The organism is Microlunatus antarcticus (assembly GCF_014193425.1).
Lineage (GTDB): Bacteria > Actinomycetota > Actinomycetes > Propionibacteriales > Propionibacteriaceae > Microlunatus > Microlunatus antarcticus.
On record NZ_JACHZG010000001.1, the window covers coordinates 3,694,723 to 3,711,570 of the forward strand.

The window sequence follows — 16,848 nt, forward strand, 5'->3', positions numbered from 1 at the left end:
CCGGCGTCGTCCTACTGCCCGAAGCGACGCTCGCGCTGCCCGTACGCCCGGAGCGCGCGGATGAAGTCGACCTTGCGGAAGTCGGGCCACAGGGCCTCGCAGAAGTAGAACTCGCTGTGCGCGGACTGCCACATGAGGAAGCCGGAGAGCCGCTGCTCCCCCGAGGTCCGGATGATCAGGTCGGGGTCGGGCTGGCCGCGCGTGTAGAGGTGCTCAGCGATGTGCTCGATGTCGAGGTTCTTCGCCAGGTCCTCGATCGGGGTGCCCAGCCGGGCCTCCTCGGCCAGGAGCGACCGGACCGCGTCGCGCAGCTCGTGCCGCCCGCCGTACGAGACGGCGATGTTCACCATCATCCCGTCGATCTGCGAGGTGTCGACGTCGACGGTGCGCAGGTGGTCGGCGGTCTCGGGCGGCAGCAGGTCGAGCGCGCCCACCGGGTGGACGTGCCAGCGTCCCGTCCCGGCGAGCTCGTCGACGAGGCCCTCGATCACCTCGAGCAGAGGGCCGATCTCCTCGGCGCTCGCCCGGCTGTAGTTGTCGGTCGACAGGACCCACAGGGTGACGACCGGGATGCCGATCTCGTCGCACCACTCCACGAAGTCGCGCAGCCGCCGCGCCCCGGCCTGGTAGCCCGCGCTCAGCGGCTTGCCGGGGGCGTTGGTCCGTGCCCAGCGTCGGTTGCCGTCGGCGAGCACGGCGACGTGGCGGGGCAGCCGATCGGGGTCGAGCTCGGCGATCAGCCGGTGCTCGTAGGTCGCGTAGAGCAGCCCCGAGGGATGGAGGCGGTCGAGGTACTCCCGCCACCGGTCTGCGGAGGGCATGCTCCGCAGCGTATAGCCGGGCCTGGCTAACCTGGCTCGGATCGCAGCAGCACGACTCAGGAGGCCGGCGGTGCCCAGCGTTCTCGACGAGGTCCAGGCGGACGTCGCCCGTGAGGTCAAGCCCCGCCTGCGGGGCTGGTTGCACGCGGCGATGGCGCCGCTGGCGCTCGCCGCCGGCATCGTGCTCGTCGTGCTCGCCCCCACCGAGCGGGGCGTCGTCGGCGGGGCCGTGTTCCTGGCGGCGTCGGTGCTGCTCTTCGGCACCAGCGGGCTCTACCACCGCTTCTACTGGGGTCCTCGCGCCGAAGCCGTCCTGCGCCGGCTCGACCACGCGAACATCTACGTCTTCATCGCCGCGACGTACACCCCGCTGGCGCTGCTGCTCCTGAGCGGCGGCTCGCGCGTGGCGCTGCTGGTGATGGTCTGGACCGCCGCGCTCGGCGGGCTGCTCTTCCGCACGCTCTGGCTGTCCGCACCCCGCTGGCTCTACACCGCCATGTACCTGCTGATGGGCTGCTCGGCGCTCGGCTGGATCGGCGCCTTCTACTCCACGGGCGGCCCGGCCGTGGTGGCGCTGATCCTCGCCGGCGGCGTCTTCTACATCGGCGGCGCGGTGGTCTACGGGCGCAAGCGGCCCGACCCGTCACCGCGCTGGTTCGGCTTCCACGAGATCTTCCACGCCTGCACGGTCGGCGGCTTCGTCTGCCACTACACCGCGATCTCGCTGGTCACCTACGCCGCCAGCTGAGCGCGCAGCCCGTCGAGGTCGGTGACCGGGAGGCGGCACACGAACCCCCGGCAGACGTACGCGGTCGCCCGCCCGTCGCGCACCGTCCGGTCCTCGAGCAGGGCGAAGCCCGCGGCCGACGTGCCGTCGCCGACCACCACGACCGACCCCGCCGGCGCCTCGGACCAGGCGAGCCGGACGAGGGCGTCGCGCTCCTGACCCGCCGGTCCGACCACGGCCACCTCGACCGGCGCCGCCGCCGGCGACGCCTCGCTCGCCGCCTCGGCCCACAGCCAGCCGGCGAAGCGCGGCGCCTTCGCGACCAGGGCCCCGACCGTCGCGGCCCCCTCGGCGGCGCGGCGCGCGTACGCGTCCTCCCCCGTGAGCCGGGCGATCAGCCCAAGCGCCCGCAGGGTCGCGCTGAGCCCGGACGGGGTGGCGTTGTCGGTCACGTCCTGCGGGCGCGTGTAGAGCTCCTCCGCGTCGGCGGCCGTGTCGAACCAGCCGCCCCGGCCGTCCGCGAACTGCTCCTCCACGACGCCCAGCAGCGTGCGGGCGCGCTCCACCCAGACCGCGTCGCCGGTCGCGCCGGCCAGCCGGACGAAGGCTGCGGCCACCGCGCTGTAGTCCTCGAGGATGCCGGCCGCGGTACCGGCCCGGCCGCCCCGGGAGGTCCGCAGCAGCCGCTGCTCGTCGGCGCGCCAGTGGAGCTGCCACAGCAGGTCGGCCGCGGTCCGCGCGGCCACGAGCCACTCGGACCGGCCCAGGACCAGGGCCGCCTCGACGAGGGAGTCGACCAGCCAGCCGTTCCAGGCGGCGACGACCTTGTCGTCCAGGCCGGGGCGCGACCGCTGCTCCCGCGCCGCGGCGAGTCGGGCCCGGACGTCCGCGAGCCGTGCGGGAACGTCCTCCCCCACGCCCGGGCGCTGCAGCGTCGAGGCACCGTGCTCGAAGGTCCCGGCCGTGGTCACGGTGAAGACCCGCGCCGCCCACGCCCCGTCCTCGGGCCCGAGCACCTCGCTCAGGTGCTCCGGTGTCCAGGCGTAGAAGGCGCCCTCGTGCAGGTGCCCGGTGGCGTCGAGCGAGTCGGCGTCGAGGCTCGCGGCGAACGCGCCCTGCGGCGTCCGGAGCTCGGCCAGCAGCCACGCGACCGTCTCCTCGACCACCCGGCGGGCCAGCGGGTCACCCGTACGCCGCCACAGGTGCGTGTAGACCCCGAGCAGCAGGGCGTTGTCGTAGAGCATCTTCTCGAAGTGCGGCACCACCCAGTGCGCGTCGACGCTGTAGCGCGCGAAACCGCCCACGAGCTGGTCGTAGATCCCACCGCGCGCCATCGCCGTGCACGTGCGCCCGGCCATCTCCAGCGCCTGCTCGCTGCCGTCGCGCAGCAGCGCCTCCAGCACCATCGACGGCGGGAACTTGGGCGCCCGGCCGAAGCCCCCGTACGTGGGGTCGAAGTCGCGCGCCAGCGTCGTCCGGGCGGCCTCGAGGTCGGCCGGGGTGACCGTTCCGGGCGCGGCGACCAGCCGCTGCTCGGCGAGCTGGGCCGCGATGCCGGCCGCGCTCGAGACGACCTCCTCCCGCCGGTCGGTCCAGGCCGCCGACACGGCGTCGAGCACCTGGCTGAACGCGGGCATCCCCTGGCGGGCCGTGGGCGGGAAGTAGGTGCCGGCGTAGAACGGCCGCCGGTCCGGGGTCAGGAACACGGTCATGGGCCACCCGCCCTGCCCCGTCAGCGCCTGCGTCGCCGCCATGTAGACGGTGTCGACGTCGGGACGTTCCTCGCGGTCGACCTTGACGTTGACGAAACGTTCGTTCATCCGGGCGGCCGTCGCCTCGTCCTCGAACGACTCGTGCGCCATGACGTGGCACCAGTGGCACGCGGCGTAGCCGACGCTGAGGAGGACCGGCCGACCGGTCCGCTCCGCCTCGGCGAACGCCTCGTCGCCCCACTCCCGCCAGTCGACGGGGTTGTCGGCGTGCTGCAGCAGGTAGGGGCTGGTGGCGTTCGACAGTCGGTTCGGCACGTCCCGATCATCCCCGTCGGCACCTGACGACGGCGGCGCGCCGTCGCGGTTCGACCGAGCAGGGTCAGCGACGGACGCGGGGCCACCGCCTCCCCGGACGGGGACGGGCCACGCCCGCAGCGCCGGCGCGCCCCGCACGCAGCAGAGCGGCCCCGCCGACCAGCAGGCCGGTGGTGAGCACCAGCAGCCCGAGGCCCACCTCGGCCCCCGTGGCGGCCAGGCCCGGGCCGTCCGAGCCGTCCGTGCCGTCCGACGGGTCGGGGTCGGAGGTCCCGCCGTCCCCAGCGCCGGTGCCCGGGGCGGCGGCGACCACCGCCGAGGCCACGCTGGTGTCGTCGGCCGCCGTGGCGTCCGCGGTCGCCGTGGAGACCGAGGCCGTGTTGCTCAGGGTGCCCGTGGCGTCGACGTCCAGGGTGCCGACCACGGTCACGGTGGTGGTGGTACCGGGGTCCAGCCGGTCCCAGGCGCACCGGACGCGCTGCCCCGTGACGGTGCACGGCTCGCCGCTGGCGGTGGAGGCCCGGACGCCCGTCACGGCGTCCGGCACGTCGTCGACCAGCTCCACCGCACGGGCGCTCGACGGCCCAGCGGCGTCGACGACCAGCTCCCAGGTCACCTGCTGCCCGGCCACGGCGACGCCCACGAGCCGCTTGGCGAGCGACACGTCGGTCGCGGCGACCAGCTCCGACGCGACGTCGGCCGCGTTGTCCGCGACCACGGGGTCGGGCGTCTGCGCGCGGGTGGTCACGACGGTGCTCAGCGTGCCGAGGGCGTCCACGGCGACCCTCCCGGTGACGGTGACCTCGGCGGTCGCGCCCACCGCGAGGTCCGCCCAGGTACAGCTCACGACGCCGCCGGTGCCGACCCGCGGCAGGAGGTCGCAGTCACCCCCGGGGCCGGGCGCGGCCACGGCGCCCAGAAGGGACACCGGCAGCACGTCCTCGACGACGACGGCACGCGCGGCCGAGGGCCCGCGGTTCAGGCTCCGCAGGGTCAGGGTGACGGGCTGCCCCGGCACCGGGACCGCGGGCGACAGCACGCCGCTCGCGAGCAGGTCGGCGCGGCGCCCGATCTCGGCCACGCTCACGCTCGTGTCGTCGTCGTGGTCGGGGTCGGCCGTGGCGGTGCTCACCGAGGCCGCGTTGGTCAGCTCGCCCGTCGCCGTGGCGTCCAGCCGGCCGGTCAGCGTCACGGTCCGGGGTGCGCCCGGGTCGACCCGGTCCCACCGGCAGGACAGGCGCTGCCCCACGACCGTGCAGGCCGTCGGGTCGGCCGTCGTGGCGTCGAGGTCCGACACCGTCGCCGGGACGTCGTCGACCACGACCACGGACCGCGCGCTCGAGGGCCCGGCGTCGTCGACCACGATCGCCCAGGTCACGCGGCCCCCGGGGTCGGCCGGGCCGACGAGGCGCTTGGTCACCGACGCACCCGCCGACGGCACGAGCGTCCCGGAGACCGTGGCCTCGTCGTCGTCCGGGCCCGGGTCGGTCGCGGCCGACCCGGTGCTGGCGGTGTTCTCCAGGCTCCCGAGCGCTTCCGGGGCCACGCTCGCCGTCACGACGACGGTGGCGGCGGCGCCCACGGCGAGCTGGGGCCAGGTGCAGCGCAGCTCTCCCGCGCTGCCGGCACGCGGCGTCGTCACGCACCGCCCGTCCCCGGACGGCACCGCCGTGACGTCCTTCAGCACCCCGGGCAGGACGTCGTCGACGTGCACGCCCGTCGCGGTCGACGGACCGCGGTTACGGCTGGTCAGCGTGAACGCGACCTGCTCCCCCGGCACCGGCGCCGCCGGCGTCATGGTCTTCGTCAGCCCGAGGTCGGCGACCGCCAGCACGCCTGCCCCGGCCGAGCCCGCGTCGTTCCCGGCCTCCGGGTCGGGCGTCGCCGCGGACACGGACGCGCGGTTGACCAGCGGGCCGGTCGCACCGGCCGCGAGGGTGCCCGACACCGTCACGGTCAGCGGGCTGCCCGGGTCGACGCGGTCGCGGCGACAGGTGACCTGCTGCCCGACGACCTCGCAGGGCAGCCCGTCGGCCGCGACCGCCCGGACGGCGGAGACGGGGGCGGGCACGTCGTCGACGAGGACGACCGTCCGGGCGCTGGACGGCCCGAGGTCGTCGACCACGACCTCCCAGCTCACGTCCGAGCCCGCCGTGGCCGTACCGACGACACGCTTGCTCACCGCGAGGTCGGCCGACGGCCGCAGCGCGCCCGACACGGTGGCGCGGTTGTCGGCCGTCTCGGGGTCGGGCGTGGGCGAGCCCGTGCTGGCCGTGCTCGCGAGCGTGCCGAGCGCCTCGGGGCGGACGCGGGCCGTGACGACGACGCTCACCGACTCCCCGACCCCGACCTCGTCCCACGTGCAGAGGAGCACACCGGCGTTCGGTCCGAGCTCGGCGTCGTCGGGCTGCGGTGCGATGGTGCAGCGCCCACCCGGGCCCGGGTCCGTCGCGGGCTGCAGCAGCGCGTACGGCAGCAGCTCCTCGATCCGGACCTGCTGGGCCACGGACGGACCCCGGTTGGTGCTCGTCAGGGTCCGGCGCACCTGGGTCCCCGGGACCGGCTCGGTCGGTTCCTGCCTCGCCACGACGCCCAGGTCGGCCTCCGGGACGACCGGCGTCGACACGCGGGCACGGTCGTCGGAGCGGTCGGGGTCGTCGGTGGCCGAGGCGACCTCGGCCGTGTTCACCAGGTCGTCACCCACGTAGTCGGCCGGCAGGGTGGCGACGACCGTGACCACGTCCTGCACCAGGCCGAGGTCGCCGAGGGCGCAGCTCACGTCGCGACCCTCGACCTCGCAGGCGGTCCCGTCCGACCGGGTCGCCGACACGACGTCGAGCGGGGCGGGCACGGCGTCGGTCACCCGGACGTCGCGAGCGGTCGACGGACCCGCGCTGCCGACCAGCAGGTGGTAGGTCGCCCGGTTCCCCGGCACCAGCGCACCTGGCGTGGCGGTCTTGTCCACCCGCAGCGCGGCCTGCTGCACCACCTCGACGTCCACCGACGACCGGTCGTCGGACGCGTCGGGGTCCGGGGTCGACCCGGTCACGGCCGCCTCGGTGCGCACCGTACGGGCGGGAGCGTTTGCCGGGAACAGCACGACGACGCGCGCGGTCGCGTCCTCCCCGCGCTCGAGCGGCCCGACGGGGCAGGTCAACGTCCGCCCGTCGAGCACGCAGCCACCGGCGTCCAGGACCTCGGTGCCCGCGGGCAGCTCGTCGGTCAGGACGACGTCCGCCGCGCGTGAGGGGCCCGCGTTCACCGCGGCGAGGGTGTAGGTCGTGGCCTGGCCCGCGACCACCGTGCGCGGCTCGGCCGCCGCGGTCACCCCGAGGTCGGCCACCTGACGGACGTCGCTCGTGACGCTGTCCTGGTCGTTGGCCGCGACGCGGTCGTCGGTGGTGGAGGTCACCTCGGCCGTGCTCGTGACCGGTCCGGTGGCACTCTCGGGGACCAGCACCGACACCTGGACCCGGGCGGTGGTGCCGGCCGGGACGGTACCGAGGTCGCACGTCACGACCTGGCCCGCGACCGTGCACGCACCCGGCCCCTGCACGCCCTCGACCTCGAGGCCGGCGGGCAGCTCCTGGCGCAGCTGGACGCCCGCCGCGGTCGAGGGACCGTGGTTCTCCACGTCGACCCGGTACGTCGCGGCGGCGCCGGCCACGAGCGAGGCGGGGTCGACGCCCGCGGTGACGTCGAGGTCGGCCGTGCCGGAGACCGCGGTCGCGGCGGAGGCGGTGTTGTCCCCCGGCTCGGGGTCGGACGCGCTCGACGACACGAGGGCCTGCAGCGTCAGCGAGGCCTGGTCGGGAGCGTCCCCGCGAACCGTCGCGGAGATCTCGACGGCCGCGTCCTCGTCGGGGTCGAGGGCGCCGAGGTCGCAGACCAGGCTGGTCTGGGTCAGGGTGCAGCCGCTCGGCACGGTGACGTCCACCGCCTCGGGCGGGAGGGCGACCCTGACCAGCGAGTCCGAGGCCCTCGAGGGGCCGGCGGCCCGGACGGCGAGCGTCCAGGTGGACCGGTCGCCGGCGGTGACGCGGGCGGGACCCGTGACCCCCAGCGTCAGGTCGGAGACGGCGGTGACGGCGCTGCTCGTCGACGCCGTGTCGTTGGACGCGGTCGGGTCGGGGGTCGACGCGGTGACGCTCGGGCTGTCGACGAGGACCGTCGCGGTGGCCGCCCGGTCCAGCAGCGCCCGGAACCGGACGACGCGCGTGCTGTCCGGCCCGAGCTTGTCGAGGTCGCAGCGCAGCCGTGCACCGTCGACCGTGCAGCGGACGTCCTCGGGGGCGTCCACCTGCAGGTCGCCCAGACCCTCGGGCAACGTGTCGGTCAGCTCGAGGTCCTCGGCGGTCGACGGGCCGTCGTTGCCGATGGTCAGGTCCCAGGTGCCCCGGGTCCCGGCGACGAGGGTCGACGGACCGGAGGTGGTGACCGACACGTCCGCGGAACGTTGGGTGCCGAGCTCGGTCCGCGCCTCGAGGTCGTCGCTGTCGGGGTCGTCGGTGTCGCTCCGCAGCCGGGCGACGTTGACCACCGTGCCGAGCCCGTCGACGTCCGGGACCGCCAAGGTGACGCGGGTCTCGACCGTGGCGCCGGCGGGCACGGTCCCGAGGTCGCACGTGACGTCCTGGCCGGCCCGTTCGCACGTCGCGCCGCCCGCGGTGCCGAGGAACTTGAACCGGTCCGGGATCACCTCGGTGAGCACCACCCCCCGGGCGTCGGAGGGCCCGTCGTTGCGGGTGGTCAGGGTGAACGTCAGCTCGTCACCGACGCGGGCCGGCACCGGGTCGGCCGTCGCCGTGAGCGACAGGTCGGCGAGCGTGGCGACGGGCACCTTGAGGCGGTCGCTGTCGTTACCCCGGTCGGGGTCCTCGGTCTCGCTCTGGACACGGACGAGGTTGACGAAGCCGCCGTCGGCCCCGGCGGCGACGGTCCCGGAGAGCAGCACCGACACCGAGGCGCCGGGCGCCAGGTCGCCGACGGCGCAGGAGAAGAGCCCGTCGTCGGCAGCGCAGCCCCCGACCTCGGACGTCGCGGCGGGGTCGAGCAACCGTTCGTCGAGCTCGTCGACGAGGGAGACGTACGTGGCCACGGAGGGTCCGCGGTTGGTGACGGTCAGGCGGTAGCGCACCGGCTGACCCGCCACGACGGGACCGCTCAGGAGCTCCTGGGACGCCTGGAGGTCGGCCTGCGGCGGTGCGGGCGCGACCAGGACGTTCGCGCTGTTGTTCGCCGTGTCGGGGTCGAAGGTGGTCGTCTGGACCGAGGCGGTGGACCGCAACGGGTCGACGCCGGTCCAGGCCGGGTCGAGGCGCGCGCTGACGCTGACCTTGAACGGCTCCCCGGCGTCCGTCGTGCCGAGGGCGCAGGACAGGTCGGCGCCCGAGACGTCGCACGTCCCCCGGCTGCTGCCGACGTCGCCCACCACGGTGAAGCCGGGCGGGAGGGTGGCGGCGAGCGTGGTGGCCCGCGCCCGCGACGGTCCTGCGTTCGCCATCTGGAACAGGAACGTCACGACGTCGCCGGGACGGGCGCTCGTCGGGTCGATCGAGGCGACGAGGGACACGTCGGCCGCGCGGCGCTGCGCCGTGGTGACCGAGGACGTGTTGTTCGTCGGGTCGGGGTCGGAGGTGCTGCTGGTGACCGTTGCGGTGCCGGGGAGCGAGGTGGCGTCGGAGTCGGGGTCGGTCGTCGCCCGCCCCACGAACGTGTCCCCGACACCGGCGGGGACGTCGGGCAGGGTGCAGGTGAGCGTCCGGCCGGCCTGCACGCAGGTGGGGCCGGCGGGGTCGGCGCCACTGGCGTCGTAGGTGGCGCCCTCGGGCAGCGTGGCGGTCACGACGACCCCCGTCGCCGTGGACGGGCCGGCGTTGGAGACACCGAGACGCCACGTCAGGTCCTGGCCGCCGCTGACCGCGTCCGGACCCGTCAGGGTCAGCGCGAGGTCGGCCAGGGTGGCGACGGCGGTGCTCACCGTGTTCGTCCGGTAGGTGTACGCCTTGGCCAGGGTCTTGGCCGTGTACGCCACGCTCGAGGTGACGTCGAGGTTCGTCCCGGCGGCGGCGGGCTGGACGACCGCCCGGAACCGCACGGTGCTCGTGCCGTTCGAGGCGAGCGTGCCGCCCTCTCGGGCACTCGCGCCGGTGCCGAGCCGGAAACGCACGGCACTGGCCGAGACCTCGGCCCGGTCGTCCCCGGCCACGTCGGTCTGCGCACCGGCGCCGGGACCGTCGGTGACGGCGAGGCTGCCCGGGACGTACGTCGTCCCCGCCGGCAGCGGCACGTCGAGCACCGTCCCGGTCGCCGGGTCCTGGCCGGTGTTGGACAGGGCGACCGTGTACTCCAGCGTGTCGCCGACCTGCGCGGGGTCGTGCGAGGAGAGGTCGACCACGGACGTCGTCCCGCGCACGTTCGGCGCGTAGAGGTCGACCTGCGTGGTGAGGGCCGCGGGGAAGTAGACGTCGCCGTTCGTGCCGAAGACCAGGTCCGCCGAGCGGGCGCCGTTGGGCAGGACGTTCGGCGCGTCGACGACCTTCGCGTCGAGGGCCATGTTGTTGACGTTCGCCGGCGTCCGGTCCGTGAGGTTGGCACCGCCGGTGGTGACCCGGCTGTCGAAGAAGTTCGACGACGGGCTCTGGGCGTCGGCGACCCGGGTGCCGTTCACCGTGAGGTAGTCCCCGGTGAGCTGCTGGTCGCCCTCGTAGACGACCGAGCCGATGCGGGCGTTGACCGTGCCCGCGGCCGGGGTCAGGAATCCCGAGATGGACGCGCTGATGGTGTCGGTTTTCCCGACCGCGGCGTAGCCGCCGAAGACGGTGAGGTCGCGCAACGGCAGCGCAGGGTTGCTGTAGGCGACCACGACGGACCACCCGGCGTACTGGTCGGCGCTGTTGACGGAGCTCGTGATGTCGGCGGCGGTGTAGGGCCCGCCGCCGGCACGCTGCACGAGACCGGTGATGTCGGCGTACGCCGAGTAGTTGCTGGCCTGCACGTCCAGGCCCCGCGACGCGGTGACGGAGGAGTAGGTCGAGGCACCCGGGGCCTTGAGCTTGATCGTGGAGTTGGCGGCCGCCGTCCCCGCCGCGGTCGAGGCCGTCGCGCCCCAGAAGAGACCGGCGTAGAGCACGGTCGACCCGTCCGGGACCCGGACCGTCGCCGCCGAGGAGGACTTGGTCGCCGGGTCGCCGTCGGTGTCGACGAGCCGCATCGTGAAGTTGTTGTTGCCGGAGTCGACGGTGCCGGCGAGCGCGCCCGGGCAGTCGCGGGACACCTTGTCGCACGTCAGCAGCGCGTTGCCGGTGATCGCGATCTCGCCGTTCGTCTGCGTGCTGAAGTACGGCGTGAACGCCCGGACCACGGCCGCGTCGGCGGCGGGCGTCGGGACGACCAGCACCGCACCGACGAGGGCGAGGGCAGCGGCGACCAGGAGGGCGACGGCACGGCCGGCCCGGAGCCCGTGCGACACGGGACGGCGGGTGTGCGGGCGTGCGGGAGCGACGGTGGAGATGAGGAACCTCGGATTCGGGGGGATCCGGGACGAGGCCGCGTCGGGGGTGCGCGACGCCGAAAACCTAACAGACACTCAGAAAGCTGTCAGGGTGTTCTTCTACTCGGGCACGCCCGAAACGCCGGTCAGCCGAACAGGGCCCCGACGGCCGAGCCGATGGCGAAGGTCGCGACGAGAGCCACCGCACCCCCGACCACCAGCCGGAGGATCGGGCGCAGGCGGGGCGTGTCGTTGACCCGGGAGCTGAGCCAGCCGGTCAGGGCGAGCGCGAGCAGCACCGCGGCGAAGGTGAGCGGCACCCGGAGCGACGCGGGCAGCAGGACGATCGCGAGGAACGGGACCAGCCCGCCCACGAGGAACGAGACGGCCGACGCGAACGCGGCGTGACCGGCACTGACCACGTCGTCCTCGCTGAGGTTGAGCTCGGCGGCGAGGTGCGCGCCGAGCGCGTCGTGCTCCGTCAGCTCGACCGCGACCTGGCGGGCCGTCGCGGACGTGAGCCCGCGGGCCTCGTAGAGCCCGGCCAGCTCCTCGAGCTCGGCCTCGGGCTCGGTCGCGAGCTCGAGCCGCTCCTTGGCGATCAGCGTGTTCTGCGCGTCGCGCTGGCTGCTCACCGAGACGTACTCACCGAGCGCCATCGACAGGGCGCCGCCGACCAGCGCGGCGAGGCCGGCGGTCTCCAGCGCGCGGGTGCCCCCGCTCGCGCCGGCGACGCCGATGACGACGGCCGCGACCGAGACGATGCCGTCGTTGGCGCCGAGCACACCGGCGCGCAGCCAGTTCAGCTGCTGGGCGAGCCCGCCGGCGTGCGGCTCGTCCGGGTGGGCGCCCGGCTCGAGGTCGGTCTGCGGCTGGTCGTGCGACATGGTCACTCCGGGTTGGGGTCGGTCGAGCGGGAGGTACGGCCGCCGGGTGCGGCGGGAACGGTCAGGCGCAGGAGCGCGCCGACCCGGGGCGTCGGTCGGTTCTCCGCGGTCACCGTCCCGCCGTGACGGGTGGCGATCTCGCTGACCAGGGCCAGGCCGAGACCGAAGTGTCGTCGACCTCCGGTCTCGGCGGTGGGGCGCCGGTCGCTGGAGAAGCGGTCGAACATCCGCGGGAGCGTCTCCGCCGGGATGCCGGGGCCGTCGTCGACGACCTCGACGACGACCGAGCGGCCCGTCCGCGCGAGGCGGACGTCGACCGCACCGGCGGCGTGGTCGACCGCGTTGTCGACGAGCGCGGCGACGGCGCGCGCCAGCGCGGTCTCGGCCCCGTGCACCGTCATCGGGCCGGCGGTGCCGACCTCGACGTGGAGCGTCACGCCGGCCTCCTGCGCCGCGGCCTGGGCCGACGCCACGACGGAGCGCGCCACCGCGGCGAGGTCGACGGGCGTCTGCGGCACCGGCGTACGGTCGTCCGCCTCGGTCAGCAGGTCCTCGAGGACCGCCACGAGGGCCGCGGTGTCGGCGACGATGCCGGAGGCGTCACGTTCCACGAGCTGGTCGCGCTGCTCCGCCGGCGTCGTGGTGTCCCGCACCCGCCGCGCCAGCAGCTGGCTGCGCGTGCTCAGCAGGGTCAGCGGTGTCCGCAGCTCGTGGCCGGCGTCGGCGACGAACCGGCGCTGCTGCTCGAGCGCCCGGGCCATCGGCCGGACGGCCCGACGGGCCAGGAACGCGGCCGCCAGGGCGGAGAGGACGAGTCCCGCGCCACCGGCCAGGCCCAGCGCACCCACGATGCGCTCGCGCTCCTGGTGCTGCTCGAACGTGCTGGCCATGACCTGCACGGTGTCGTCGCCGCGCTGCACGGTCAGGATCTCGAAGCCGCCGGTGGCCAGGTGCAGGGTGCGCCGGTCCTGGGCGTGCGTCGTGGCGACGGTCCGCATCACGTCGAGGTCGGGCAGCCCGGGCGGCACGTCGGTGGAGGTCCGGAGCCCGCGGGAGTCGAGCACCGCGTACTGGATGCCGCCGCGGGGCTCGTTGAGGTCGTGGTCGTGGTCGTGGTCTGGGTCACGGCCCATCCCCGCGGTGGCGACGGCGTCGCTGAGCGTGCTTGTCAGCTGCGCGTCCTGGCTGCGGACGACCAGCCCGTAGAGGACGGCGCCGACCACGACGAGGCAGGCCATCAGCAGCCCGGCCGTCTGGAGCCCGATCCGCCTGGCCGTACGCCGCAGGTCGGCGTCCGACCCGAGCGCGCGGCGGCTCACGCGGTTTCCGTGCCGAGCTGGTAGCCGAGCCCGCGGACCGTGCGGACCGTGTCGCGGCCGAGCTTGCGCCGCAGGTAGTGCACGTACGTGTCGACGACGCCGTCGTCCTCCGCGTCCGGGAACACCTCGGCCATGAGCTCGTCCCGGCTGAAGACCCGGCTGGGCCGACGCGCCAGGACCGCGAGGAGCGCGCACTCCCGCTCCGAGACGTAACGGGCCTCGCCGGCGGCGTCCACCACGGTCCGGGCGGAGACCACCAGCCGCCCGCCCGGCACGGTAAGGGTGTCGGCCACGTCGCCGTGGCGGCGCAGCAGCGCCCGGATCCGCGCGAGCAGCTCGTCGATGTCGAACGGCTTGGACAGGTAGTCCTCCGCCCCCGCGTCCAGCCCGTCGACCCGGTCCCGGGCCAGACCCAGCGCCGACAGCACCAGCACCGGGACCGCGACCCCGCGGGCGCGCAGCCGACCGAGCAGGTCCAGCCCCTCGATCGCCGGCAGGCCCCGGTCGAGGACCATCACGTCGTACGAGCGGGTCAGGCCCAGGTGCAGCCCGGCCTGCCCGTCACGGGCGAGGTCGACGACGTAGCCCGCGGAGCCGAGGATCTCCTCGAGCATGGCGGCCAGCGACCGGTCGTCCTCGACGAGCAGCAGCCGCCGCGCGTCCGGCGCCCCGGCCGGCTCGCGTCCGGTCACCGCCTCGTCGTCCACCCGCACAGGATGCCCTGGGTCACGCGTTCGGCGACCAGGCTGCCGCGGCGCCGCTGTGCCCGATCAGGACCACCTCGACCAGCGCCCCGACGGCGGCGGCCGTCGCGACCACCGCACCGGCGACGGCCAGCCAGCGCGGGAGGGACCACATCCGGGGCCGCGTCGCCGCGAGCTGCGGCCACAGGACCAGGAGCGCGCCCACCAGCAGCGCGATCACCCAGGGGAGGAGTCCGTCGGCGAGGTGGGAGTGCTTCTCGATCAGGTCCGAGTGGGGCAGCGTGTGCTCGAGGGACTCCCCCGACGACGTCGTGATCGGGACGAGGACCACCGCCAGGGCGGCGGCTGCGGCCGGTCCCCACGACGCCCACCGGCGGAACCGGGGCCAGAACGTCGCGAGCAGCACGGCGAACGCGGCGGTCGGCACCACCACGACGGTGGCGTGCACGATCAGCGGGTGGAGGGGGAGGCCGAAGACGGTCACGGTTGGAGCTCCTTCTTGATGGGCTCCGCACAGGATCGGCACAGTTGATCAGAGGTTTCTTAGAGGACCGTCTGACTTCTCCGGAGGTCCCCGCGGACTCACCTGCGGCTAAGAAACGCCTGGTGCAGTTCTCCTCGTCAGGATGTCGACGAGAGGTAGGCAGCACCATGCAGGACGACCGGAGAGGCCCCAGTGGATCGCGCTGGGAACCGGTGGTACCGACGACCGTGCGCACGGCACCGCCGGCGACCGCACGGACGGGCGGCCCCGAGCCGCGTCGTCGCTCCCGTCGGCCGTTGGTCGCGGTGCTCCTCGCCGTGCTCGGCGCCGGGGCCGTGACGACCGGTGCGGCGTACGCGCAGGGTGGCGCCCCCGCAGCGCCGGCCCCGACCGGGTCGACCTCGCAGGTCTCCGGGCCCGAGGGCGGGCCGCACGGGCACGACCACCACGGACCGCGGCCATGACCGCTCTCCTCAGCCGCTCCGCCGCCGACGAGGGGGTTCCCACGCGGGTCCGCCTCGACGCCGACGCCGCGCTGGACCGGGCGGTCCGCACCACCGGAGGTCTCCTGCTGTGGGCAGGCCTGCTGCTCGTCACCTACTGGTGGGTCGCGGACGGTGGCGTCACCGACCTCACCACCGGGTGGGCGACCGGGCTGACCTCGGTCGGGCGCCTCACCGGGCTGTGGTCGGCCGACCTGCTGCTGGTCCAGGTGCTGCTCATGTCCCGGCTGCCGCCCCTCGAGAACGCCTTCGGTCGTGACCGGCTCAACCGCATCCACCGCGTGGTCGGGTTCCTGTCCTTCGACCTGATGTGCGCGCACGTCCTCACGATCATCGGTGGCTACGCGGGCGCCTCCTGGTCACAGGTCCCGGCCACGACCTGGGAGCTCGTCACCACGTACGCGGGGGTGCTGCTCTCGGTCGCCGGCACGGTCTGCCTCGTGATGGTCGTCGTGACCAGCGTGAAGAAGGCCCGCCGCCGTCTGCGCTACGAGTCCTGGCACCTGCTGCACCTCTACGCCTACCTCGGCGTCGGGCTCGCGCTGCCGCACCAGCTGTGGACGGGGCAGGAGTTCCTGCTCTCGACCGGCCGGACCCTCTACTGGTGGGGCCTGTGGATCGCGGCGGCCGGAGCCGTCCTCGTCTGGCGAGTGCTGCTCCCGCTCGTCAGGAGCCTGCGGCACGGGCTCCGGGTCACCTCGGTCGTGCAGGAGTCCTCCGACGTGGTGTCGGTCTACCTGACCGGCCGCCACCTGGACCGCCTTCCGCAGCGCGCCGGGCAGTTCCTCAACGTGCGCTTTCTCGACGGGCCCGGCTGGACCCGCTCCAACCCGTTCTCGCTCTCCGCCGCGCCCGACGGCCGCAGCCTGCGGATCACCGCGAAGGCGCTCGGTGACGGGAGCGGCCGGCTGTCGCGGCTGCGCCCCGGCACCCGGGTCCTGTTCGAGGGCCCGTACGGGCGGCTCAGCAGCCGGGCCCGGACCCGGCACCGCCTGCTGCTCGTCGGGGCGGGCGTCGGGATCACCCCGATCCGATCGCTGGCCGAGGGCCTGGACTACGCCCCCGGCGACGCGGTGCTGCTGCAGCGCTGCACGGACGAACCGCTGTTCGTGTCCGAGCTCGACGTGCTGGCCCGGGAGCGGGGTCTCCAGACGCTCGCCCTGCCCGGGCGTCGCACCAGCGCACGGTCCGTCTTCGGGCCCCTCGCCGGGCCCGACGAGCTCGCGGCCCTGCGCCAGTGGGTCCCCGACGTCGCCGAGCGCAACGTCTTCCTCTGCGGACCGACCGCCTGGACCGACGGGGTCGAACGACTCCTCGCCGAGGCAGGCGTCCCCGCCGACCATGTCCACACCGAGAGCTTTGGATGGTGATCTTGTGCGTCGCATCGTGATCTGGCTCGCCTCGACCGTGACGGTCGTCGTGCTCCTGTTCGGCTACCACACCTCGACCAACTCGGCCGCGACCGCGGCGAGCCCCTCCTCGTCCGGCGCCCCCGCCGCGCCGTCGACCACGACGACGCCCCAGGCGTCCGACCCGCCCACCCCCTCGTCGTCGTCTTCGTCTTCGTCCGCGCCGTCCTCATCCTCGCCGTCCTCGTCGTCGTCGGGCACGAAGAGCTACACCGGGGACGTGACCCAGACACGCTGGGGTCCCGTCCAGGTCAAGATCACCGTGACCGACGGCACGATCACGAAGGTCACGGTGGTGCAGTCCCCGAGCGGCAACGGTCGCGACCTCGAGATCAACAGCCGGGCCCTGCCGGTGCTGACCCAGGAGACGATCGACGCGCAGAGCGCGAAGATCGACATGGTCAGCGGCGCCACCGTCACCAGCGACGGCTACGTGGGGTCACTGCAGTCCGCCCTCGACCAGGCCGGGATCTGA

General features: G+C 74.7%; 12 protein-coding genes. 4 read left to right on the forward strand and 8 right to left on the reverse strand.

Annotation, left to right across the window (positions count from 1 at the left end):
• Window positions 1–11: 11 nt before the first annotated feature.
• Entirely contained in the window at window positions 12–821 is an 810-nt protein-coding gene (locus FHX39_RS17320) for an isoprenyl transferase (RefSeq protein ID WP_183340455.1), read from the reverse strand.
• A 70-nt stretch (window positions 822–891) separates the two neighbouring features.
• Here FHX39_RS17320 and trhA point away from each other — a divergent pair, with 70 nt between their 5' ends.
• Entirely contained in the window at window positions 892–1,569 is a 678-nt protein-coding gene (gene trhA / locus FHX39_RS17325; RefSeq protein WP_332836903.1) for a PAQR family membrane homeostasis protein TrhA, read from the forward strand.
• Here trhA and FHX39_RS17330 read toward each other — a convergent pair.
• The 6 genes from FHX39_RS17330 to FHX39_RS17355 form a co-directional block, all read right to left on the reverse strand.
• Window positions 1,554–3,575, reverse strand: a complete 2,022-nt coding sequence (locus FHX39_RS17330) for a thioredoxin domain-containing protein (protein WP_183340457.1) — start codon at window positions 3,573–3,575, stop codon at window positions 1,554–1,556. The genes trhA and FHX39_RS17330 overlap by 16 nt on opposite strands.
• A 64-nt stretch (window positions 3,576–3,639) precedes the next feature.
• Window positions 3,640–11,046, reverse strand: a complete 7,407-nt coding sequence (locus tag FHX39_RS17335; protein ID WP_183340460.1) for a DUF11 domain-containing protein — start codon at window positions 11,044–11,046, stop codon at window positions 3,640–3,642.
• Between the two features lie 167 nt (window positions 11,047–11,213).
• Window positions 11,214–11,954, reverse strand: a complete 741-nt coding sequence (locus tag FHX39_RS17340) for a VIT1/CCC1 transporter family protein (protein ID WP_183340462.1) — start codon at window positions 11,952–11,954, stop codon at window positions 11,214–11,216.
• 2 nt (window positions 11,955–11,956) lie between these two features.
• Window positions 11,957–13,273: a sensor histidine kinase gene (locus FHX39_RS22285; RefSeq protein WP_183340464.1), complete on the reverse strand. Its 1,317-nt coding sequence runs from the start codon at window positions 13,271–13,273 to the stop codon at window positions 11,957–11,959.
• Window positions 13,270–13,980, reverse strand: coding sequence for a response regulator transcription factor (locus FHX39_RS17350; RefSeq protein ID WP_332836904.1), 711 nt, complete (start codon window positions 13,978–13,980; stop codon window positions 13,270–13,272). Before FHX39_RS17350 ends, FHX39_RS22285 begins: the two co-directional genes overlap by 4 nt.
• 19 nt (window positions 13,981–13,999) lie before the next feature.
• Window positions 14,000–14,461, reverse strand: coding sequence for a DUF2231 domain-containing protein (locus FHX39_RS17355; protein ID WP_183340466.1), 462 nt, complete (start codon window positions 14,459–14,461; stop codon window positions 14,000–14,002).
• Window positions 14,462–14,757: 296 nt separating this feature from the next.
• Between FHX39_RS17355 and FHX39_RS17360 the strand changes: the two genes are divergently transcribed.
• Both FHX39_RS17360 and FHX39_RS17365 read left to right on the forward strand, forming a co-directional pair.
• On the forward strand, window positions 14,758–14,925 hold the full coding sequence (locus FHX39_RS17360) for a hypothetical protein (protein WP_183340468.1): 168 nt from the start codon (window positions 14,758–14,760) through the stop codon (window positions 14,923–14,925).
• Entirely contained in the window at window positions 14,922–16,334 is a 1,413-nt protein-coding gene (locus tag FHX39_RS17365; protein WP_183340471.1) for a ferredoxin reductase family protein, read from the forward strand. Before FHX39_RS17360 ends, FHX39_RS17365 begins: the two co-directional genes overlap by 4 nt.
• Before the next feature lie 63 nt (window positions 16,335–16,397).
• Here the strand turns inward: FHX39_RS17365 and FHX39_RS22290 are convergent, their stop codons facing one another.
• On the reverse strand, window positions 16,398–16,574 hold the full coding sequence (locus tag FHX39_RS22290; protein WP_332836905.1) for a hypothetical protein: 177 nt from the start codon (window positions 16,572–16,574) through the stop codon (window positions 16,398–16,400).
• A gap of 19 nt (window positions 16,575–16,593) precedes the next feature.
• Here FHX39_RS22290 and FHX39_RS22295 point away from each other — a divergent pair, with 19 nt between their 5' ends.
• On the forward strand, window positions 16,594–16,848 hold the full coding sequence (locus FHX39_RS22295; RefSeq protein WP_332836906.1) for an FMN-binding protein: 255 nt from the start codon (window positions 16,594–16,596) through the stop codon (window positions 16,846–16,848).